Origin of the sequence: Bacillus sp. 1NLA3E (assembly GCF_000242895.2) — a bacterium.
Taxonomy (GTDB): Bacteria; Bacillota; Bacilli; order Bacillales; family Cytobacillaceae; genus Bacillus_BU.
Map to the genome: position 1 here is coordinate 1,314,473 of NC_021171.1, position 19,962 is coordinate 1,334,434.

General features: G+C 37.9%; 19 protein-coding genes. 17 read left to right on the plus strand and 2 right to left on the minus strand.

What is annotated here, in order from left to right; all coding sequences use genetic code 11:
* Window positions 1-10 precede the first annotated feature (10 nt).
* On the minus strand, window positions 11-1,237 hold the full coding sequence (locus tag B1NLA3E_RS06430; protein WP_015593027.1) for a nucleotidyltransferase: 1,227 nt from the start codon (window positions 1,235-1,237) through the stop codon (window positions 11-13).
* 268 nt (window positions 1,238-1,505) lie between these two features.
* On the opposite strand from B1NLA3E_RS06430, the gene B1NLA3E_RS06435 reads away from it, so the two are divergent.
* The 4 genes from B1NLA3E_RS06435 (at window position 1,506) to B1NLA3E_RS06450 (ending at window position 3,907) form a co-directional block, all read left to right on the plus strand.
* Window positions 1,506-2,033 (plus strand): YceD family protein, encoded by a 528-nt coding sequence (locus tag B1NLA3E_RS06435; protein WP_015593028.1) that lies wholly within the window; start codon window positions 1,506-1,508, stop codon window positions 2,031-2,033.
* Between the two features lie 86 nt (window positions 2,034-2,119).
* Window positions 2,120-2,296, plus strand: a complete 177-nt coding sequence (gene rpmF / locus B1NLA3E_RS06440) for a 50S ribosomal protein L32 (RefSeq protein ID WP_015593029.1) — start codon at window positions 2,120-2,122, stop codon at window positions 2,294-2,296.
* A gap of 150 nt (window positions 2,297-2,446) precedes the next feature.
* Window positions 2,447-3,208, plus strand: coding sequence for an enoyl-CoA hydratase/isomerase family protein (locus tag B1NLA3E_RS06445; RefSeq protein WP_015593030.1), 762 nt, complete (start codon window positions 2,447-2,449; stop codon window positions 3,206-3,208).
* 69 nt (window positions 3,209-3,277) lie between these two features.
* The gene (locus tag B1NLA3E_RS06450) at window positions 3,278-3,907 is read left to right on the plus strand and encodes an RsfA family transcriptional regulator (protein ID WP_015593031.1); all 630 of its coding nucleotides are present in this window, start codon (window positions 3,278-3,280) and stop codon (window positions 3,905-3,907) included.
* A gap of 43 nt (window positions 3,908-3,950) precedes the next feature.
* On the opposite strand, the gene B1NLA3E_RS06455 is transcribed toward B1NLA3E_RS06450, so the two are convergent.
* Entirely contained in the window at window positions 3,951-4,424 is a 474-nt protein-coding gene (locus B1NLA3E_RS06455; RefSeq protein WP_015593032.1) for an N-acetyltransferase, read from the minus strand.
* Window positions 4,425-4,647: 223 nt separating this feature from the next.
* On the opposite strand from B1NLA3E_RS06455, the gene B1NLA3E_RS06460 reads away from it, so the two are divergent.
* The 13 genes from B1NLA3E_RS06460 to spoVE all read left to right on the plus strand — a co-directional run bounded on the left by B1NLA3E_RS06460 (window position 4,648) and on the right by spoVE (window position 19,897).
* Entirely contained in the window at window positions 4,648-5,556 is a 909-nt protein-coding gene (locus B1NLA3E_RS06460) for a 2-dehydropantoate 2-reductase (RefSeq protein WP_015593033.1), read from the plus strand.
* A complete protein-coding gene (locus B1NLA3E_RS06465) occupies window positions 5,549-5,941 on the plus strand; it encodes a DUF3397 domain-containing protein (RefSeq protein ID WP_015593034.1) in 393 nt (130 codons plus the stop codon). Before B1NLA3E_RS06460 ends, B1NLA3E_RS06465 begins: the two co-directional genes overlap by 8 nt.
* Before the next feature lie 91 nt (window positions 5,942-6,032).
* Window positions 6,033-7,667 (plus strand): bacillithiol biosynthesis cysteine-adding enzyme BshC, encoded by a 1,635-nt coding sequence (gene bshC, locus B1NLA3E_RS06470; RefSeq protein ID WP_041580359.1) that lies wholly within the window; start codon window positions 6,033-6,035, stop codon window positions 7,665-7,667.
* A gap of 542 nt (window positions 7,668-8,209) precedes the next feature.
* Complete coding sequence (gene mraZ / locus B1NLA3E_RS06475; RefSeq protein ID WP_015593036.1) at window positions 8,210-8,641, plus strand: division/cell wall cluster transcriptional repressor MraZ; 432 nt, start codon at window positions 8,210-8,212, stop codon at window positions 8,639-8,641.
* Between the two features lie 42 nt (window positions 8,642-8,683).
* Window positions 8,684-9,619, plus strand: coding sequence for a 16S rRNA (cytosine(1402)-N(4))-methyltransferase RsmH (gene rsmH, locus B1NLA3E_RS06480; protein WP_015593037.1), 936 nt, complete (start codon window positions 8,684-8,686; stop codon window positions 9,617-9,619).
* 31 nt (window positions 9,620-9,650) lie between these two features.
* Window positions 9,651-10,001, plus strand: a complete 351-nt coding sequence (gene ftsL, locus B1NLA3E_RS06485; RefSeq protein ID WP_015593038.1) for a cell division protein FtsL — start codon at window positions 9,651-9,653, stop codon at window positions 9,999-10,001.
* A gap of 2 nt (window positions 10,002-10,003) precedes the next feature.
* Complete coding sequence (locus B1NLA3E_RS06490; RefSeq protein WP_015593039.1) at window positions 10,004-12,226, plus strand: penicillin-binding protein; 2,223 nt, start codon at window positions 10,004-10,006, stop codon at window positions 12,224-12,226.
* 74 nt (window positions 12,227-12,300) lie between these two features.
* Complete coding sequence (locus tag B1NLA3E_RS06495) at window positions 12,301-14,229, plus strand: stage V sporulation protein D (protein ID WP_015593040.1); 1,929 nt, start codon at window positions 12,301-12,303, stop codon at window positions 14,227-14,229.
* Window positions 14,230-14,461: 232 nt separating this feature from the next.
* A complete protein-coding gene (locus B1NLA3E_RS06500) occupies window positions 14,462-15,934 on the plus strand; it encodes a UDP-N-acetylmuramoyl-L-alanyl-D-glutamate--2,6-diaminopimelate ligase (protein WP_015593041.1) in 1,473 nt (490 codons plus the stop codon).
* Complete coding sequence (locus B1NLA3E_RS06505; RefSeq protein WP_015593042.1) at window positions 15,925-16,377, plus strand: hypothetical protein; 453 nt, start codon at window positions 15,925-15,927, stop codon at window positions 16,375-16,377. Before B1NLA3E_RS06500 ends, B1NLA3E_RS06505 begins: the two co-directional genes overlap by 10 nt.
* A gap of 2 nt (window positions 16,378-16,379) precedes the next feature.
* Entirely contained in the window at window positions 16,380-17,354 is a 975-nt protein-coding gene (gene mraY / locus B1NLA3E_RS06510; RefSeq protein WP_015593043.1) for a phospho-N-acetylmuramoyl-pentapeptide-transferase, read from the plus strand.
* Complete coding sequence (murD, locus tag B1NLA3E_RS06515; RefSeq protein ID WP_015593044.1) at window positions 17,355-18,707, plus strand: UDP-N-acetylmuramoyl-L-alanine--D-glutamate ligase; 1,353 nt, start codon at window positions 17,355-17,357, stop codon at window positions 18,705-18,707.
* A gap of 89 nt (window positions 18,708-18,796) precedes the next feature.
* Entirely contained in the window at window positions 18,797-19,897 is a 1,101-nt protein-coding gene (spoVE, locus tag B1NLA3E_RS06520) for a stage V sporulation protein E (RefSeq protein WP_015593045.1), read from the plus strand.
* Window positions 19,898-19,962: the final 65 nt, after the last annotated feature.

Consider the following 19,962-nt stretch of genomic DNA (forward strand, 5'->3'; position numbering starts at 1 on the left):
GGCCAGATTTTTATTGGTCAGTTCCTTTTTTTGTGAGTAATATGGGTGTTTTCTTATATTCATGGTTTAACTCAGGTTTGGATTTTGTTAAACCATATTGATAGATATTGGCTGAGCGAATATCTAATTGTATTTCTTTACCTTTATAGGAGGATAGTTTGGAAATGAGTGGGATGTTAAAGTGTTTTTTTTGTTTATTTAAATATTCTCTCCCTTTATCCGTCATGCCTAAAAGACGTAAATATGGAACAGCATCATCGATGACCGCCATCTCTTCTTTTTTAGCGTTGGTTAGCAGGTTCAGGCAAACTCTCTGCAATCGTGTCCTGGTATATCGTTTTGTTTTGAGACGGTTGATAAAATCTGTGAAGGAGTCTGCCCCAATTACTTGTGATAATAGCCTGTTTTCAATTCCTTCCTCGATTTCATTAATATTCCTTAGTTCCTCTGGGCTAGTTTGGAGTAGTTTAAATTTTAAAAATGGCCAGTACAGGTCCCAGTGGTGAAATTCCCCATATTTTAATTGATATTCCTTTAATAGCTCTAAAGTAGAACTTGGTAGATAGGGTTGTATTTGGTCAAACTGCTGATTTTCTGAAAATAAAACTTTACGAATACTTGTTGCACTGGCAATGGTTTCAGAGGAAAAGTTCTCATCATGATAAGCGGCGTTTTTCCTTGCAACAGTAAACATGTTTAGCATCGGGTTTTGCTTTTTTGCGGCCTTCAAATACTGAAATCCTAAAATATTGTTAGGTTTAGTTAAATCGACTAACGTATCTTCTGGAAATAGGTCCGTAAATGCTAGAGAAAGTGCCCTAGGATAACTAACTCCCTTTTGGATATGATCGTTTACTTTTTGCTGAAAAAAGCCATCATTTTTTTTCATAAATGAATAGGTTTCTTCAAAGGCTTCGATGTTGCCGTCTTCACTCCCGAAGCAAATAGAATCACATCCTGCAGCAATCAGTAGAGAAACTCCACCATTGGCAAATATTTCAGCTTGTTGAGTTGCGTACTGATAGGGGATTTCAAAAACGATATCGACCCCCGCTGCTAATGCCATCTCTGTTCTTGTCCATTTAGAAACTAAGGCTGGTTCTCCGCGTTGCAGGAAATTTCCACTCATTGCGGCAATAGCAATTTCTGCTCCAGAAGTTTTCTTTGCTTCTGCTAAGTGAAATGCATGTCCGTTGTGAAAAGGATTGTACTCGACAATAACACCAACTGCTTTCATATATTTTCCTCCTCAGTTTACCATCTACCATAACTGTCACAGATTTTGTTTTCAAGTGTTTTTGCATATTTTAATAATAATGGTTAAAATGATAAAAGTGACGCTTCCGCATTACCATGTTCTATCTAAGAGCGACCTTTCGGCCGTCTCGTCTTATGCCTGTCGCCCCTGGGCAAGCCACTTCCGCTTTTCGATACTGTAAAGAAAAAATATTGACAAATAATTATATGGAAGCTATAATTACCTTTGTTGCCTTGAGGTGATTCAATTGAAATGGACAATTAGTCAGTTACAAAAATATCGAAACAAGGATCTTTTAATAGATGAAACGATTCAAGTAGATGATATGAGCAAAGTGGAACCATCGATTCGTTCTGTTTCTCCTATGCATATATCTGGAAGAGCTGATATCAGTTCAACCGACGTGACTTTTCATTTAACGATTAAAGGTCATTTAATCCTGCCTTGTTCTCGTACTTTAGTTGATGTAAATTATCCAATTAGTGTTGAAACAACTGAAACCTTCCTTCTAAATGGAGTGGACTATTCTATTGATGATGAAGTCCATCAAGTAAAAGGTGATGTGATTGATCTAATGCCGGTCATTCAAGAAATTCTTTCTCTTGAGGTTCCAATGCAAGTTTTTTGTGAAGATGTAAAAAGTGGCGAAGGTGCTCCTCAGTCAGGAAAAGATTGGGAAGTGATTCAAGAACAGGATTTGACTAAAAAAGTAGATCCTCGTCTTGCAGGACTTGCAAAGTTTTTTGACCAAAAAGATTCTTCTTCTGATTCTTGATCAGAGGAAACAAAAAAAGAAACGTGAAGATCTGAATATATCTGAACTTCATTTCATTCTTAATTCTCTTTAAGGAGGTGGGAAGAATGGCTGTACCTTTTAGAAGAACTTCTAAAACTGTGAAAAGAAAACGCCGTACGCATTTCAAATTACAAGTTCCAGGTATGACAGAATGCCCAAACTGTGGTGAAATGAAACTTGCTCACCGTGTATGCAAAGCTTGTGGAACATACAAAGGAAAAGAAGTTGTAGCAAACGACTAATTTTTCCTCTTGATAAAAAGCACAAGGAGCCTTATGCTCCTTGTGCTTTTTGTCGTTTTATGATCTTTTTCTGCTATTTAGGAAGAAATGATTGCAAAATTGTCGGATAATTTCTACAATTAGAAAAAAGCAATATTTTGGAGGATTGACATGAACAACGCATACAAGATTGAAGAATTGCCGCAAGGGCTCCTATTATTTACAATCAATAGACCTGAAAAACGAAATGCGATTAACTATGACATTATGGAAGGTTTAGAAATTGTCATTGAAAGAATGAAAAGTGATTCATTGAAGGCCCTCATAATAACTGGAGAAGGTGAAAAAGCCTTCTGCTCTGGAGGAGATTTATCAGTATTTCATGAGTTAAAAACAGAGGAACAAGCTTATAATATGCTCTCAAAAATGTCGAAAATCCTTGTTGAATTACTTTTGCTGCCTAAGCCTACCATCGCTCTTATCAATGGTACAGCAATGGGGGGTGGTTGTGAATTAGCTGCAGCATGTGATTTCCGATTTGCTAAATCGGGCGCAAAAGCTGGATTTGTCCAAGGTACACTAGCAATTACTACTGGGTGGGGTGGGGGAACCATTCTCTATGAAAAAATTGCTGCATCAGGCGCGATGAAATTATTAATGGAAGCACAGATGCACAAGGCTGAAAGCTTAGTGGAGCTTGGATTCATAGATGCTGTGTTTGAAGGTGACCCACTAGAAAATTGTTTAGATTATTATAAAAATGTTTTTGCTATTGAACCAGGAGTTTTAGAGGCTTATAAGTCAATGCTTGTTCGAAAATGGATTCAGTCAGGTATAAAAGCAAGAATTGAGGAAGAAGTGCGAACTTGTGCGCGTCTTTGGGAGTCCGATGCTCATCACGCAGTTGTAAATAGCTTTTTAACTCGTAAGTAAATAGGTGTTTTGAATTCTATCTTTTCTAGTAGATGCATATGAATGAATAAAAAGACTAGGAGGGATAGTATGCCAATAACACGTCAAGACGCTTGGTCTCAGGACGAAGACCTTTTGCTTGCTGAGGTGGTACTACGCCATATCAGAGACGGCGGTACACAGCTACAAGCTTTTGAAGAAGTAGGTAGGCAATTGTCTAGAACATCAGCAGCGTGCGGTTTTCGATGGAATTCTTTTGTGAGGAAGCAATACCAATCAGGAATAGAACTAGCAAAGAAACAGAGAAAAGAAACCAAGAAACAGCATGTGGATGATTTTGAAGTGGAACATCTAGTAGCTGACGACGTTATTTCAAGTGGTCTTGTCTATAAACCAGAACAAAAAACCCTTCCACCCTTTCCCGTTATCATTGATTTAATAAAAGGTTTATATGAGAAGGCAGAAAAGCAAAGTGTCCAAGTAGAGAATATTGAAAAATATGAAATGAAAATAAAAAATCTAGAGAAACAATCGACCTCTTTAGTAGCAGAAAATGAGAAATTATCGAAAGAACTTAGAATCATTGAGGAAGATTATCGAGCGTTAATTGAGATAATGGAACGGGCGAGAAAAATGGTCGTACTACAAGAAGAGGATCGCCAGCAAAAGGTAAAATTCCAAATGGATAAAAACGGAAATCTTGAAAGAGTTGAAAAATAATGAAGGAAAGCGGACAATGGTTTGTCCGCTTTCCTTCATTAACTTATAGGATTTGTTCTTTGAATCCTTCTGGAAACCAGATGAGTGGATTTTCACCTAAATCGCGCCCAGTATCATAACGTACTGGAGAGAAGCCCATTTTTTCCCAGAATTCTTTTGATTTAACACGAGAATTTGTTTTAATTGGGTAACCAAAGCTTTTGGCAAACTCAACTAAAGCTTTACCAAACCCTTTACCTTGGTACTCCGCCAATACTTCTAGCTTCCACAATTCTAAATAATCCTTGGGAGGACTGAAATATCGGTTATACCGTGCATCAACCTGATATAAGCTCATTCTGGCAACTAATTTGTCCGCAAAATAAATGCCATAAAACGGGGAAGCGCTATCATTTTCAATAATGTTAGCTTCTAAATCCTCTCCCATGGATAATTCCTGAAGACCATATTCTTTAAATTTTGTGAACTCTTCTAAAGTTTTATAATTCACCCTTAATTTCTCTGCTTTTACTTCCATATTTCTCCTCCTATATCCAATAGTCACAAAACGGTGTTGTTGGAATGTGTATTAAGGAAATGTTAAGTGAAAACTATCACATTTCTATATTATATCGTTATTTTTCATTATATAACAAAAATTCAAAAATTTCTGCAATTTTATCTTTGCGATAAGCTAGTACTATTCATTTCATTAAATTCTGTTAAAATATGAAGTAAACAATTGAAGAAGGTTTGCGTATATGAGAATTGGAATTATTGGTGGAGGTTCTATAGGGCTTCTGTATGCTTATTACCTTAGCCAGGCATTTTCAGTCACAATTTATACCCGGACAATAGAACAGGCAGATTTAATTAACAGAGAGGGAATTTGGTTGAAGAAAAAGGAACAACTTCAACATGCCCATGTATCTGCTGTTCAAGTTGATAGTTGGGCAGGTCTTGAAGATATTACTTTTGTTACTGTAAAACAATATCAGTTGGGTCAAGTTCTAACCGTGGTCTCAAAGCGGGGTGATCTAGGGGGAAGGCTTATCTTCTTGCAGAATGGTATGGGTCATGTTAAGCAATTATCGTCTCTTCCTCATCAACAGGTATATGTTGGGTCTGTTGAACATGGTGCATATCGGGAGAATGGAAATACGGTTCACCACAATGGCGATGGAGTAACACGGGTTGCGGTATTTCGGGGAGATAGAGAGTATCTAAAAAAACTCACACAGGATATCCCTAGTTCGTTTCCATTCGTATTTGAAGAAGAATATTACAACATGCTCATTAAAAAATTAATTGTGAATGCAGTGATTAATCCATTAACGGCGGTTTTACAAGTTCAGAATGGCGAATTAATTGATAATCCCTATTATTATAAAATACTCCAGAATATTTTTTCTGAATTAACCAAGATTTTAAAACTTGATAATCAGACCGATTACTTCAATCATATTGTGAAGGTTTGTAATAATACGGCTCAAAATCGGTCGTCGATGCTGAAGGATTTGGATCGAAACCAGGAAACCGAGGTTGACGCAATTTTAGGATACCTGCTTGAAGAGGCAGAAAACAATGATATATATGCTCCGGTTGTTAGACTATTTTACAACCTTGTAAGAGGAAAGGAGTATAAAGGAAAGGACAATCTAAATGTCTGAGCTTTTTGCTAATGTCATCGCAGCTTTTGTAACGGTACCACTGTTAGGATTTATCGTTATTTACTTCGTTAGTAAAAAAATATTCAAAAGCAGCCGTCGAGCATTTCATTTGGCAATTGATTGGAGCACCATTTTGCTCATACTATCTGTTAACCAAATCATTTTTGTTTTATGGCAAAAATCGTTTTTGTGGGCTATTTTTTTGGTATTAATTTTAGTAGCATTAGTTTTTGTGTTTATTCATTGGAAAACAAAGCATGAAATTGTTTTTCGTCCAATTTTCAAGGGATTTTGGCGGATGAATTTTTTACTATTCTTCACAGCGCATATTTTTTTACTGATACTTGGATTATTCCAAAGAGTAAGCAATCTACTATCCCCTTAATGTTCTTAAGGCAAAGATTTTTTCTTTTCAAATGTGAAAATGCTATACTCATTAAGGAATGAATTTCGTTGACAAGAAAGGAAGTACATCAATGGAGATGTTAAATCTCTCGCTCCCGGCAAATAACCGGTTTGCAACTGATTATTTGGCACAAACACCAGATATACAACAATTTTTTCACTATCGCTATCAAGAGGCATCGGATTACATTGAGCGTGTAGAGGAATTAAAAAAGCGTTCGTTTCTGAGGCAAGAGGTAGCTGAACATATTGAATTTTTTATGGATCGATTCCCATCTTCTCCGCAAGTAAAACACTCCATCGAAAAGCTAAAGAATGAGGATAGTGTAGTGGTGATTGGCGGCCAACAGGCTGGCGTGTTGACAGGACCTCTATATACCATACATAAAGTAATTTCAATTATAGTTTTAGCAAATCAAAAGGAAAAAGAGCTTGGTATTCCTGTTGTTCCAGTTTTTTGGATTGCGGGCGAGGACCATGATTATATGGAAGTAAATCATGTTTTTGCAGAAGTGGATAAAAGAATCAAAAAAGTTACCTATCCTGAAGTTGTTTTTGAAAAGAAAATGGTCTCTGATATTAGAATTGATAAGGTCAAATGTTTTACATGGGTCGAAAAGATTATTGAAACCTTCGGAGAGACAGACCATACGAAGGAACTTCTCAGCTTTGCTCATAAAGCAATAGAACAATCTGAAACCTTTGTTGATTTTTTCGCTTTTATCATTATGGAGATGTTCAAAGAATTCGGTTTATTAATCATTGATTCTGGCAATAAAAAGCTGCGAAGTCTAGAATCAAGCTTTTTTATTCGCCAAATTACTGATAATAAAAAAATGACAGAAGTAGTTTTCAATCAGCAGCAGAAATTAAAGCAGTTTGGTTTTAGTCAAGCAATAGAGATTAATGAAAATGCGGCAAACATCTTTTACTATGATGAAGTCACCCAATCTCGCATTTTACTGGAATTTCAGCCTGAAACTAATCTATTTGTAGGAAAGAATGGATCCATTCAATTTTCTTTCGATACTTTAATAGAGATTGCAAGCGGACAACCTGAGAGATTGAGTAATAATGTTGTGACTCGACCACTGATGCAAGAATGGCTATTCCCTACCTTAGCTTTCATTGCGGGACCAGGGGAGATTGCTTATTGGAGTGAACTAAAGCAAGTTTTTGAACATTTTCAAATAAAAATGCCGCCAATTGTGCCTAGATTGAATATCACTCTTTTAGAAAGATCAGTTGAAACTGACATACATGAATTAGGTTGGGACTTAAATGAAGTAATCCGTGATGGAATAACTAAGCTTAGAGCTTTGTTTATTGATTCAGTCAAGGATCCAGATTTAGCACAACATTTTCTTTATTTAAAAATGGAGCTTACAAAACAGTATCATAGTATACTCGCCAAATCAGAACCGATTGATAAGGGATTGTTGCCGTTAATCAAGAAAAATGAGGCTATTTTACTGAAACAAATCCAATTTATCGAAACAAAGATTGAAGAATCTATCGAGAAAAAGCATGAAGTGATTTTGCAAAAAATGGATCGAGTTGGAAATTCACTAAGACCAAGTGGTTCTCCACAAGAGAGGGTTTTAAATCCATTTTATTTTTTCAATAAATATGGATTTGGTTTGGTAGGTCAACTAACAAAATTGGATTATCAATTTGATGGAAACCATAAAGTTATCAAAATATAGTAGGAAATGGAGACTGATCATGTCGATCGTCTCTTTTTTTTTGGAAAAGGGGCGGAGCGCCGCATAAATGAATCAACTTAGCTATAGGTGGTGAGAAATATACATCTTTCACTATATTTGGGTGAAGTTAGCTCTGCTCACACCGCCTTATTATGTTGGTATACTGCTCCTTATTCATTCTTTTCCATGCAAGGGTTGGTGTTTCAACTCGTGATAGTTTTCTTGGGGTCAAAAAGCGTTAATTTTCGACAATTTTATGACAGACAATAAGAGTAAAACCCAGAAAAATGTCGATTAAAAACCTAACTAATAAAAAATTCCATTTACTTGCTATTTTTTTATTCTAAAAATCGAATAGAAAATCCTTATAGAATGCGGGATTCGCATGAAAAATAAAATTCAACTCTATAGTAAACAATAAATATATAGTGGAAATTTTAGAAATATTAAAGGAATTCTTTGGCAATTATAGAATACTAAAAACAAGTGGTGAAAAGTGGGGGGATGTGGTAAATTTAGAAAGGAAAGTGGGGGTAGTTTATATGTTCATGGGTGAGTATCATCATAACGTTGATAACAAAGGCCGCTTAATCGTACCAGCTAAGTTTCGTGAGGACCTTGGCGATATGTTTATTTTAACGCGTGGTTTGGATCAATGCTTATTTGGATACCCAATCAATGAATGGAAACTACTGGAAGATAAACTAAAGGGACTTCCTTTAACGAAAAAGGATGCTCGAGCCTTTACCCGATTTTTCTTTTCTGGTGCCACTGAATGTGAACTGGATAAACAGGGGAGAATCAATATCCCAGCCCCACTGCTTCAATATGCTAATTTAGACAAGGAATGTGTTGTTCTTGGCGTTTCTAATCGAATTGAAATATGGAGCAAGGATCTTTGGGAAGACTATTTCTTAAAGTCCGAGGAATCTTTTGCAGAAATTGCAGAAAATATGATTGGGTTTGATATTTAAACGCTCTAAAGAGAGTCGAATCGATTAGAAAGGTGGGAAAACATGTTTAAGCATACAACAGTTTTGCTTCATGAAGCAGTAGACGGATTAAATATAAAACAGGATGGCATTTATGTTGATTGCACATTAGGTGGTGCAGGACATAGTGAACTCATTCTTTCCAAATTGTCGGATAAAGGTCATTTATTTGCCTTCGATCAAGACGAAACAGCTATTGCCTACGCTAAGGAAAAGCTATCACAACATAAAAATAAAATTACGATGATTAAAAGCAATTTTTCAAATCTAAAAGAAGAATTATTCGATCTGGGTATTTATCATGTTGACGGAGTCTTATATGATCTTGGTGTCTCTTCCCCACAATTAGACAATCCCGAACGTGGTTTTAGTTACCATCATGATGCTCCTTTAGATATGCGAATGGACAAACAGTCCTCTGTTTCTGCCTACGATGTCATAAATTCATGGCGATACGAAGATTTAGTCCGCATTTTCTTCCAATATGGTGAAGAAAAATTTTCTAAGCAAATAGCTCGAAAAATAGAGGCTGCCCGAGATATAAAACCAATCGAGACAACCTTTGAATTAGTCGACCTCATTAAAGAGGCAATCCCAGCGCCTGCAAGGAGAAAAGGCGGTCACCCCGCAAAAAGAATTTTCCAAGCAATCCGAATTGCCGTTAATGATGAGTTGGGGGTTTTCGAATCATCACTCAAAGATGCGATGGATATACTGAATCCTCAAGGGAGGATCAGTGTGATTACCTTCCATTCTTTAGAAGATAGAATTTGTAAGGTAACCTTTAAAAAGGCAAGTGAAACTCCAAACTTACCTCATGGATTACCAATTATTCCAAAGGAATACCAGCCTTTAATGAAACTTATCACTCGGAAGCCGATTGTCCCTTCCGAAGAAGAGCTTGTTGAAAACAATCGGGCCAGATCAGCTAAGTTACGAGTTGTAGAAAAAAACATATAAAATTTTTTAACATTTTGCGGGAGGGAAATAAATGAGCAATTTAGCAAAAAAGTTGCAGCAAGAAACGGAGCAGCGGAAAAATCTAATATCAAAAACAGCAACTGTGAAAAAAGCTTGGTTTTCCCCTGGTGAAAAAATTTTAGGGTTAATATTCGGAGCGTTAATTTGCATAGGATCGGTACAAATTGTCTCCAACCAAGCCTCTATCTATGATGTTAATAAAGACATTCAGGATATGAAAGTATCAATTCAGGAACAGCAAAAGGTGAACAGTGACCTTGAAGTTCAAGTGAGTGAGTTAAGCACATATGAGCGGATTTGGGAGAAGGCTAAAGAGCTTGGATTACAGTTAAATGAAAATAATGTTAAGGTTGTGCAGTAATAATGATAAAAAAACAACCCAATATGAACATTGGAGCAGCGATATTATTTGTAATATTTAGCCTGCTCTTTTTTGTCTTACTTTTTCACTATCTTTCGATGCAAATAACGGGTGAAGCTCATGGTCAGGTATTAGCTGCTAAAGCACAGCAGAAATACACGAAGGAAAGTGTGATCGATGCCTCAAGAGGAACGATTTACGATCGGAAGGGAGAAGTGGTAGCTAAGGATACAACTTCCTATAAGATTGTGGCAATTTTAGATAAAAAGATGACAACTGATCCTAAAAATCCAAAACATGTTGTCGACCCGGCAATGACGGCACGTAAACTAGCAAAATATATTCCAATGAGTGAAAATGAAATTTATAAACAGTTATCAAAAAAGGGACCATTTCAAGTTGAATTTGGAAATGCAGGAAGAGATGTTTCTCATCAAGTCAAAACGGAAATTGAAGCCCTAAAGCTACCAGGAATTACTTTTATGCGTGATAAGAAACGGTTTTATCCTAATGGTATTTTCGCATCCCATTTAGTCGGCTTTGTTGAAAAAAAGGAAGAAAAAGATGGCAGTAGTAAAACGGTTGGTCAATTAGGGGTGGAAAGTACTCTTAACGATGTTCTTACTGGGAAAAATGGGAAGGTCGACTATGAAAGTGATCTTTGGGGATATTTGCTCCCTGATGGGAAGGAAAAAATAACCCCTGCTCATGATGGGGATGATGTCTATTTAACAATCGACAAAAGCATCCAAACTTTCTTGGAAGACGCCATGAACAAGGTTGTCGCAGAATACAAGCCCCAAAAAATGATTGCTATTGTCGCTGACCCAAAAACTGGGGAAATCCTAGCTATGGGGCAAAGACCGACCTTTCATCCTAAAACACGAGAGGGTTTAGAAAAAAGCTGGCGTAATGAGGCGATTGAGGACTCCTTTGAACCGGGTTCAACGATGAAAATTTTTACTTTGTCTGCAGCAGTAAATGAAGGGGCTTTTAATCCGAATGAATTGTATCAATCTGGATCATATAAAGTAACACCAAACTCTAAATCTATCCATGATCATAACGGCGTCGGTTGGGGAACGATTTCATTTCTTGAAGGGGTTCAACGTTCCTCAAATGTTGGGTTTGCCCGATTAGCTAACGAGAAACTTGGTTTTGATAAATTTCGTGAATATTTAACTAAGTTTGGCTTTGACGGACCAACAGGAATCGATTTACCAAACGAAACATCTGGAAGCATTGTTTTCCGTTATCCGATTGATAAGGTAACAACAGCGTTTGGACAAGGGACGGCTATTACACCTATTCAACAAATTCAAGCGGCGACAGCGGTTGCGAATGATGGGAAAATGATGAAACCTCATGTGATTAGCAAAATTGTCGATCCGAATACTGGCAAAACTATTAAAGAGGAAAAACCAGAAGTTGCAGGGACACCAATTTCTGCAGAAACAGCAAAGGAAGTAAGAGATATCCTAGGAACGGTTATTACATCTCCGAATGGAACAGGAAGTCGCTATCGGATTGATGGTTATGATATTGCCGGAAAAACAGGAACGGCGCAAATTCCTGGTGCAAAGGGTTATTTGACAGGAGCAAAAAATTACGTCTTCTCATTTTTAGGAATGGCTCCAAAAGATGACCCTAAGCTAGTCGTTTATGTAGCAGTCCAGCAACCGGAAATTGAAAGCTATTTTGATGGCTCAATACCTGTCTCAATGATTTTCAACCCTGTAATGAAAAACAGTCTTCAATATTTAAATATAAAGCCGGGAAGTGTGGAAAAGGCAAAAATAAACACACTACCGAACCTTACACAAATGTCCATTGAAGGTGCTAAAGAAACATTAAATCAAAAAGGTTTGCAACACGTTATTATTGGTGACGGAAGTACTGTGATAGAGCAACTACCTGCTCAAAACGAGGAAATTCTTGAAGGAGAAAAGGTGGTCCTAAAAACAGATGGTAACCTCAAAATGCCTGATCTTACAGGTTGGTCAAGACGGGATGTCATGAAAATAGCGAAGGTAGCTGGCTTAAAATTAACGGTTTCCGGAACTGGCTATGTCATTACCCAAAACATTGAGCAAGGAACAGTCTTAACAAAAGGCAGCTATTTAATCGTAGATTGTAAGGTCCCTACTGAGGTTAAGGAAAAATCCGAAAAGGATAAATCAAAAAAAGACACAGTTAATAATCAAGAAGTAGACGTTCAGGATTAATCTGTAACACGTTCTATTGAGAAATGTACAAGCATATAAATGAACGAGCCTAATAGAAAGGGGTTTCGTTCATTATGCGTGTATCTCAAGTCACGGTCCGGAAAAGGTTAGCCATAGCACTTTTAGTCGGGCTTCTAATATTTTTAATCATTGATATGAGGCTTGGTTATGTCCAGTTTTTTTTAGGTGGAATGTTAACGGATCGAGCAAAGGATTCTTGGAGCCGTAATATACCGTTTGAACCAAAACGAGGCGAAATCATTGATCGGAACGATGTGGAGTTGGCTACCAATATTAGTTCCCCAACCGTATATGTTGTTCCCAGGCAAATTGTTGACCCGGTAAAAACGGCTGAAAAATTAGCGGCTGTTTTGAATATGTCAAAGGAAAAAGCATATCAACATATAACCAAAAAGAATTCGATTGAGAGAATTCCTGAAGGTCGAAAGATTTCGCATGAGAAAGCCAAGGAGATTAGGTCATTAGGATTAAAAGGGGTCTATATTGGTGAAGATTCAAAACGGCACTATCCATTTGGCACCTATTTATCTCATGTGTTAGGCTTTGCCGGTGTTGATAACCAAGGGTTAATGGGGTTGGAACTTTATTATGATAAAGAGTTAAATGGAAAAGAAGGTTCAGTTAAATTTTATGCCGATGCAAAAGGAAAACGGATGAATGATATGGCTGATGATTATCAACCGCCAGTAGATGGTCTTGATTTAAAACTAACCATCGATACTAAAATTCAAACCGTTATTGAACGGGAGCTTGATATTACTGAGGCGACGTATCATCCAGATGGAATTGTGGCAATAGCAATGAATCCAAATAATGGTGAAATTTTGGGGATGTCGAGTCGTCCAAGCTTTGATCCGGCCAATTTTAGAAATGTTCCACAAGAGGTTTATAATCGGAATCTACCAGTTTGGAGTACGTATGAGCCAGGTTCGACCTTTAAAATTATTACTTTAGCTGCAGCCTTGGAAGAGAAAAAAGTTGACCTTGAAAAAGATCGGTTTCATGATCCTGGTTTTGTTAAGGTAGGCGGTGCTAGATTGCGTTGTTGGAAGCGGGGCGGTCATGGAAGTGAGTCGTTTCTTGAGGTAGTCCAAAACTCCTGCAACCCCGGTTTTGTTGAATTAGGGCAAAGGTTAGGGAAAGATACTTTATTTAAATATATTCGGAACTTCGGCTTTGGTGAGAAAACAGGGATTGACCTTCAAGGTGAAGGAACGGGAATATTATTTAGATTAAATCGCGTTGGCCCAGTTGAATTAGCCACTACAGCATTTGGACAAGGGGTATCGGTTACGCCGATTCAACAGGTTGCTGCAATATCAGCTGCTGTAAATGGTGGGACGTTATATACCCCATTTATAGCAAAAGAATTGATTGACCCAGCGACTAAAGAAGTGGTCATGAAGAATTCTCCTGTCGCAAAGCGCAATGTCATCTCTAAAGAAACATCAGCAAAGGTTCGGTTTGCTCTTGAAAACGTTGTTGCTCAAGGGTCAGGGGGTAAGGCTTTTGTTGATGGTTATCGGGTCGGAGGAAAAACAGGGACAGCGCAAAAGGCGCAGAATGGACGATACCTCGAAAATAATTATGTTCTCTCGTTTATTGGCTTTGCTCCAGCAGATGACCCGCAAATTGTTGTTTACGTTGCGGTGGATAATCCTAAGGGGGCAATCCAATTTGGTAGTCAAGTCTCTGCACCGATTGTCGGAAATATCATGAAGGATGTGCTTCCCGTCCTTGGTGTTGAACCTCGAAAAACACAGATTGAGAAGAAAAAGAACTTTCTTGATGTTCCAATGATTGAGGTACCAGATGTGGTAGGGTTAACGAAAACGGATCTTGGTGAAGTTTTTGTAAATCTAAAAATTGATGCAAGTGGAGAAGGGAATACAGTGGTAAAGCAATCTCCACAGCCAGGTGTGAAAATTAAAGAAGGTTCAACCATAAGACTGTATTTTTCAGATGAACCAAAAAAAGATTAGTAAAATAGTAGGGGCGGCAAACAGTGATTTCGCCGTCCCCTTTGCCGTGGAAAAAAGGCTAGAAAACTTCAAAAATATATAATGTGGTCGTGGCTTAATTTCCCGTAATGATGTAAAATATAAACCGCAATATTGTTTAACCTTGCCCTATGGATAAATTAATGGGGTAATTAGGAAAAGTGGGGAAATTTTGTAGCACGAGGTTCACCCAATGAGAGGATTGATTCATAAAATGAATTTACATACGCTACTTGCATCCTTACATCCGGTTGGATCTGTTCCTTTCGCTGATGTTGAAATTACATCAATAGAAAATGACAATCGGAAGGTTCAACAAGGAAGCCTATTTATTTGTGTAAAAGGTTATACAGTGGATGGTCATGATTTCGCCGCTGCAGCTGTGGAAAACGGTGCAGTAGCCGTATTAGCTGAAAGAAACCTTGAGCTTGAAGTCCCAGTAATAATCGTGAAAAATACGACTAGGGCTATGGCTGTACTTGCTGATGCTTTTTATGATCACCCGACCCAAAAGCTTCATTTGATTGGGATTACGGGCACTAATGGTAAAACAACTACCAGTCATCTAATCGAAAAGATTTTTGCGGATATGGGAAAAAAAACCGGACTGATTGGAACAATGTATACAAAGATTGGTGAAACAATCTTTGAAACGAAAAATACGACGCCAGAAAGCTTAACTCTTCAAAAAACATTTAAGAAAATGGTGGATGAACAAGTTGAAGTAGCGGTGATGGAGGTGTCTTCACATGCGTTAGATATGGGAAGAGTTCATGGTTGTGACTATAATACCGCCGTTTTCACCAACCTAACTCAGGATCACCTTGATTATCACCAAACAATGGAAGAGTATAAAAGGGCTAAAGGATTATTATTCTCCCAGCTAGGCAATGCCTTCCTTCAACAAACACCTAAATTTGCTGTATTAAATGTAGATGATGAGGCAACTAAAGTTTATACAAAATCAACTGCCGCTCATATTCTCACTTATGGCATCGATCATAACGCTGACTTACGTGCGATCAATATTTCGATGAATGCAGGTGGAACAAAATTTGATTTGATTACACCAATGGGAACAGAAAAGTTATCGATTCAACTGATCGGAAAATTTAGTGTCTATAATGTTCTTGCCAGTATAGGTGTCGCCCTTGTTTATGGGGTTCCTATCAAACAAATTATCACTTCAATCGAAGAGGTTAAGGGGGTTTCCGGAAGATTTGAACTTGTTGATGCTGGACAATCTTTTCCAGTCATTGTGGACTATGCACACACACCAGATAGCCTAGAAAATGTGTTGAAAACAGTACAACAGTTTGCGAAAAAAAGAATTTTTGTTGTGGTGGGATGTGGTGGCGACCGTGACCGGACGAAGCGTCCATTAATGGCCAAAATTGCTTGTACATATGCAACTGATCCCATTTTCACTTCAGATAATCCTCGCAGTGAGGATCCAAAAGAAATATTGAAGGAAATGGAAGCGGGAGTAAGCGGAGAAACCTATCAGGTTATTGTTGATCGCAAAGCCGCAATAATAAATGCGATCAATGTAGCGGAGCCTGGAGATGTGATCTTAATTGCTGGAAAAGGGCATGAAACGTACCAGCAAATTGGTCATGAAATTCTTGACTTTGATGATAGAATTGTTGCAAAAGAGGCGATAAAGGGGCGACAAGGATGTATTTAGGCTATAGCTTACTTGCGCAAATTATGCCGAATTCTTTAGGAATAAAAGATTCAGAACTACTTTTTTCTACAATCGCATTGACTGGAGCTGTAAAACAACCACATGGCCTGTTTATTCCGCTATGGAATAACAGTGCCGAATTAATGATGGCTATCAACAATGGAGCTGTAGCCGCTGTTTGGGAAGAAGATCGAGGGATTCCGGCCTTTACACCTAATCACTTTCCAATTTTTCTTACTAAGAACATAAAGGAAGACGTAAAAAACATGTTGGAATTATATCTAGAAATGATTACACAAGAAGAAGAAGTAAAACAAGTGACTAATTTTCATATTTCAGATTTTGAGCTTCTTAATGAAAAAGTGAAAACATATGATAAGTCTGATATTCTGCATCAGATTGTTCCACTTGTACAAAAGCTAGAAGGGTTAAGGAGGGGATAAAAATGCTGGAGCAAGTTATATTTTTTACTATTATTATGGGTTTTTTAATCACAGTTCTACTTTCTCCAATCTTTATTCCCTTCTTAAGAAGGTTGAAATTTGGACAGAGCATTCGTGAAGAAGGTCCGAAATCACACCAAAAGAAAACAGGTACCCCAACTATGGGTGGGGTCATGATTTTACTTTCGATTATTGTAACGACGCTAGTCATGACAGGGAAGTTTGCCGAGCCGACTGTAAAGACCTATCTTTTATTGTTTGTCACATTTGGTTTCGGGTTATTAGGTTTTTTAGATGACTTCATCAAGGTTGTGTTGAAGCGTAATCTTGGATTGACGTCAAAACAAAAGCTATTTGGACAAATTATTGTTGCCGTCATTTTTTATATTGTTTTTAAACAGAATGAGTTTTCTACTGAAATAAGCATTCCGTTCTTAAAACACTCAATAGATTTGGGTTGGATGTTTGTTTTTGTTGTAATATTTTGGTTGGTTGGATTTTCGAATGCTGTCAATTTAACTGATGGCTTGGATGGGTTAGTTTCGGGAACGGCAGCAATTGCGTTTGGAGCGTTTGCCGTGTTAGCTTGGAATCAATCCCAGTTTGAAATTGCCATTTTTTCTGTGGCTGTTGTGGGTGCAGTGTTAGGGTTCTTGGTTTTTAACGCCCATCCGGCAAAGGTATTTATGGGGGATACTGGCTCTTTAGCGTTAGGGGGAGCAATTGCCACCATTGCTATTTTGACCAAGCTTGAAATCATTTTGGTTATAATCGGCGGAGTGTTTGTAATAGAGACCCTTTCCGTCATTTTACAAGTCGCATCATTTAAAACAACGGGAAAACGAATTTTTCGAATGAGTCCGTTGCACCACCACTATGAATTAGTTGGTTGGTCGGAGTGGCGCGTAGTCGTAACCTTTTGGGCAGTCGGTTTACTGTTTGCAATACTAGGAATCTATGTCGAGGTGTGGTTATAAATGAGAAAAATCGAACAATATCGTCATAAAAAGGTCTTAGTTTTAGGGTTAGCAAAAAGTGGGGTTAGTGCCGCCTCATTACTACATAAGCTAGGTGCATTTGTTACTGTAAATGATAAAAAACCATTATCAGAAAATCCAGAAGGTCAAGGACTGTTAGAGCAAGGAATAAAGGTGGTTTGTGGGGATCATCCGATTGAGCTTTTAGATGAGGGGTTCGAATTGATTGTAAAAAATCCAGGAATTCCTTATCGAAACCCGCTAATTATCGGAGCTTTGGACAGAGAAATACCTGTCATTACTGAAGTGGAGCTTGCCTATCAAATTTCCGAGGCACCTTTTATTGGTATTACTGGAACTAATGGGAAAACCACGACAACAACTCTTATTTACGAGATGCTTGCTGCTGATGATAAACAGCCGCTGATTGCCGGTAATATCGGAACAGTTGCTTCTGGTGTTGCTGAAGTAGCAAAGGCAGATAATACCATTGTCATCGAGTTATCGTCGTTTCAGCTAATGGGTATTGATACATTTAGACCAAAGATTGCTATTTTGACTAATCTGTATGATGCACATCTTGATTATCATGAGTCTAAACAGGAATATCGAGATGCGAAAGCTAGCATCACCAAGAATCAAACAAAAGATGACTATCTAATTGTTAATCATGATCAAATAGAACTTGTTGAGATTGCGGATAAATCAAAAGCAAACGTGATCTTTTTCTCGACAACCAAAGATCTAGGAACAGGTGCATTTATCCGAGATGGTTGGGTCATGTTCGAAGGCGAACAAGTGGTTAAGCTTGTAGACATTGTTTTACCTGGTGTTCATAATTTAGAGAATATCTTATCAGCCGTTGCTGCTTCCAAATTGAGCGGTGTTTCTAATGAAGCAATATATCATGTTTTAAGTACTTTTAAAGGGGTTAAACATCGCCTACAGTTTATCGGAGAAAAGGATGGTAGACGATTTTACAATGACTCAAAAGCTACAAATATTTTGGCAACATCAAAAGCGCTCGCTGCATTTCAAGCCCCGATTATTTTGCTTGCTGGGGGATTGGATCGCGGAAACAGCTTTGATACGCTTATTCCATCTTTACGGAATGTAAAAGCTATGATTACTTTTGGCCAAACAGCGGTAAAGTTAGAAGAGGCAGGTAGGCTTGCTGGAATAAAAGAAATTAAACGCGTCGATAATGTTGACAAAGCGGTACCTGAGGCATTCAAGCTTTCCGAAAAGGGCGATGTTATTCTATTATCTCCTGCTTGCGCAAGTTGGGATCAATATAAAACTTTCGAAGTAAGAGGAGACATTTTTATAGATGCAGTGCATAAGCTTAACTAAGGGCTTGTCCTTATCTAGCTACAGCGCTCAAGCGTTTTTCGGTTTTGCTGAGGGTAAGCTCTAAACTTGTGCTGTAGAGGTGTGTCGCATTGCCGTCAAAAAAAACTACTCCAGATTTAATTCTCTTAATCATTACTTTTACTTTACTTGCTGTAGGCCTCATTATGGTATACAGTGCAAGTGCCATCTGGGCTGAATTTAAATTTAATGATTCATTTTTCTTTGCAAAAAGACAGCTTCTTTTTGCGGGTGTCGGTATTTTTGCGATGTTTTTCATCATGAACATTGACTATTGGACGTGGAGGACATGGTCGAAGACAATCATCATTGTTTGTTTTGTGTTGCTTGTTATTGTATTAATTCCTGGAATCGGAAAGGTTCGAAATGGTTCACAAAGCTGGATTGGTGTAGGTGCCTTTTCAATTCAGCCATCCGAATTTATGAAGCTGGCAATGATTGCTTTTTTAGCAAAATTTCTTTCAGAACGACAAAAGTTAATTACATCGTTTAAGCTTGGCTTAGTACCATCTTTGGCTCTTGTTTTTACAGCTTTTGCGATGATCATGCTCCAGCCTGATTTGGGAACAGGGACAGTAATGGTCGGAACATGTGTGATTATGATTTTTATTGCTGGTGCAAAAGTCAGTCATTTCGCCGGATTAGGAATGGTGGGAGTAGCCGGTTTTGTGGCGTTAATTATTTCTGCTCCTTATAGAATGAAAAGAATCACGTCCTTCCTAGATCCATGGCAGGATCCATTAGGAAGTGGATTTCAAATCATTCAATCTCTTTATGCAATCGGTCCCGGCGGATTATTTGGTCTTGGTCTTGGACAAAGTAGACAGAAATTTTTCTATCTCCCTGAGCCGCAAACAGATTTTATTTTTGCGATTTTAGCAGAAGAGCTTGGATTTATTGGTGGATCTTTTGTGTTATTATTGTTTGCTTTGCTTTTATGGAGAGGCATCCGAATTGCCTTAGGTGCCCCTGATTTATATGGTAGTTTTTTAGCGGTAGGGATTATTGCGATGATTGCCATTCAAGTTATGATTAATGTTGGCGTAGTTACCGGTTTAATGCCGGTTACCGGAATTACCTTGCCTTTTCTAAGTTATGGTGGGTCTTCGCTGACATTGATGCTGATGGCCATTGGAGTCCTGTTAAATATTAGCCGGTATGCAAGACTATAAAGAAACCCTGTTAAACAGGGTTTCTTTCATTTCTGTATATTTTTGATTCAAGTGTTCATATGTTT

Excerpts from the sequence above, each read along its gene's own strand:
- B1NLA3E_RS06500 (WP_015593041.1), top strand. The coding sequence starts at position 14,462 with ATGAATTTACATACGCTACTTGCATCCTTACATCCGGTTGGATCTGTT.
- B1NLA3E_RS06455 (WP_015593032.1), bottom strand. The coding sequence starts at position 4,424 with ATGGAAGTAAAAGCAGAGAAATTAAGGGTGAATTATAAAACTTTAGAA.
- B1NLA3E_RS06495 (WP_015593040.1), top strand. The coding sequence starts at position 12,301 with ATGCGTGTATCTCAAGTCACGGTCCGGAAAAGGTTAGCCATAGCACTT.
- B1NLA3E_RS06430 (WP_015593027.1), bottom strand. The coding sequence starts at position 1,237 with ATGAAAGCAGTTGGTGTTATTGTCGAGTACAATCCTTTTCACAACGGA.
- B1NLA3E_RS06505 (WP_015593042.1), top strand. The coding sequence starts at position 15,925 with ATGTATTTAGGCTATAGCTTACTTGCGCAAATTATGCCGAATTCTTTA.
- B1NLA3E_RS06460 (WP_015593033.1), top strand. The coding sequence starts at position 4,648 with ATGAGAATTGGAATTATTGGTGGAGGTTCTATAGGGCTTCTGTATGCT.
- mraY (WP_015593043.1), top strand. The coding sequence starts at position 16,380 with ATGCTGGAGCAAGTTATATTTTTTACTATTATTATGGGTTTTTTAATC.
- bshC (WP_041580359.1), top strand. The coding sequence starts at position 6,033 with ATGGAGATGTTAAATCTCTCGCTCCCGGCAAATAACCGGTTTGCAACT.
- ftsL (WP_015593038.1), top strand. The coding sequence starts at position 9,651 with ATGAGCAATTTAGCAAAAAAGTTGCAGCAAGAAACGGAGCAGCGGAAA.
- rsmH (WP_015593037.1), top strand. The coding sequence starts at position 8,684 with ATGTTTAAGCATACAACAGTTTTGCTTCATGAAGCAGTAGACGGATTA.
- murD (WP_015593044.1), top strand. The coding sequence starts at position 17,355 with ATGAGAAAAATCGAACAATATCGTCATAAAAAGGTCTTAGTTTTAGGG.
- B1NLA3E_RS06445 (WP_015593030.1), top strand. The coding sequence starts at position 2,447 with ATGAACAACGCATACAAGATTGAAGAATTGCCGCAAGGGCTCCTATTA.
- mraZ (WP_015593036.1), top strand. The coding sequence starts at position 8,210 with ATGTTCATGGGTGAGTATCATCATAACGTTGATAACAAAGGCCGCTTA.
- B1NLA3E_RS06465 (WP_015593034.1), top strand. The coding sequence starts at position 5,549 with ATGTCTGAGCTTTTTGCTAATGTCATCGCAGCTTTTGTAACGGTACCA.
- B1NLA3E_RS06490 (WP_015593039.1), top strand. The coding sequence starts at position 10,004 with ATGATAAAAAAACAACCCAATATGAACATTGGAGCAGCGATATTATTT.
- rpmF (WP_015593029.1), top strand. The coding sequence starts at position 2,120 with ATGGCTGTACCTTTTAGAAGAACTTCTAAAACTGTGAAAAGAAAACGC.
- B1NLA3E_RS06450 (WP_015593031.1), top strand. The coding sequence starts at position 3,278 with ATGCCAATAACACGTCAAGACGCTTGGTCTCAGGACGAAGACCTTTTG.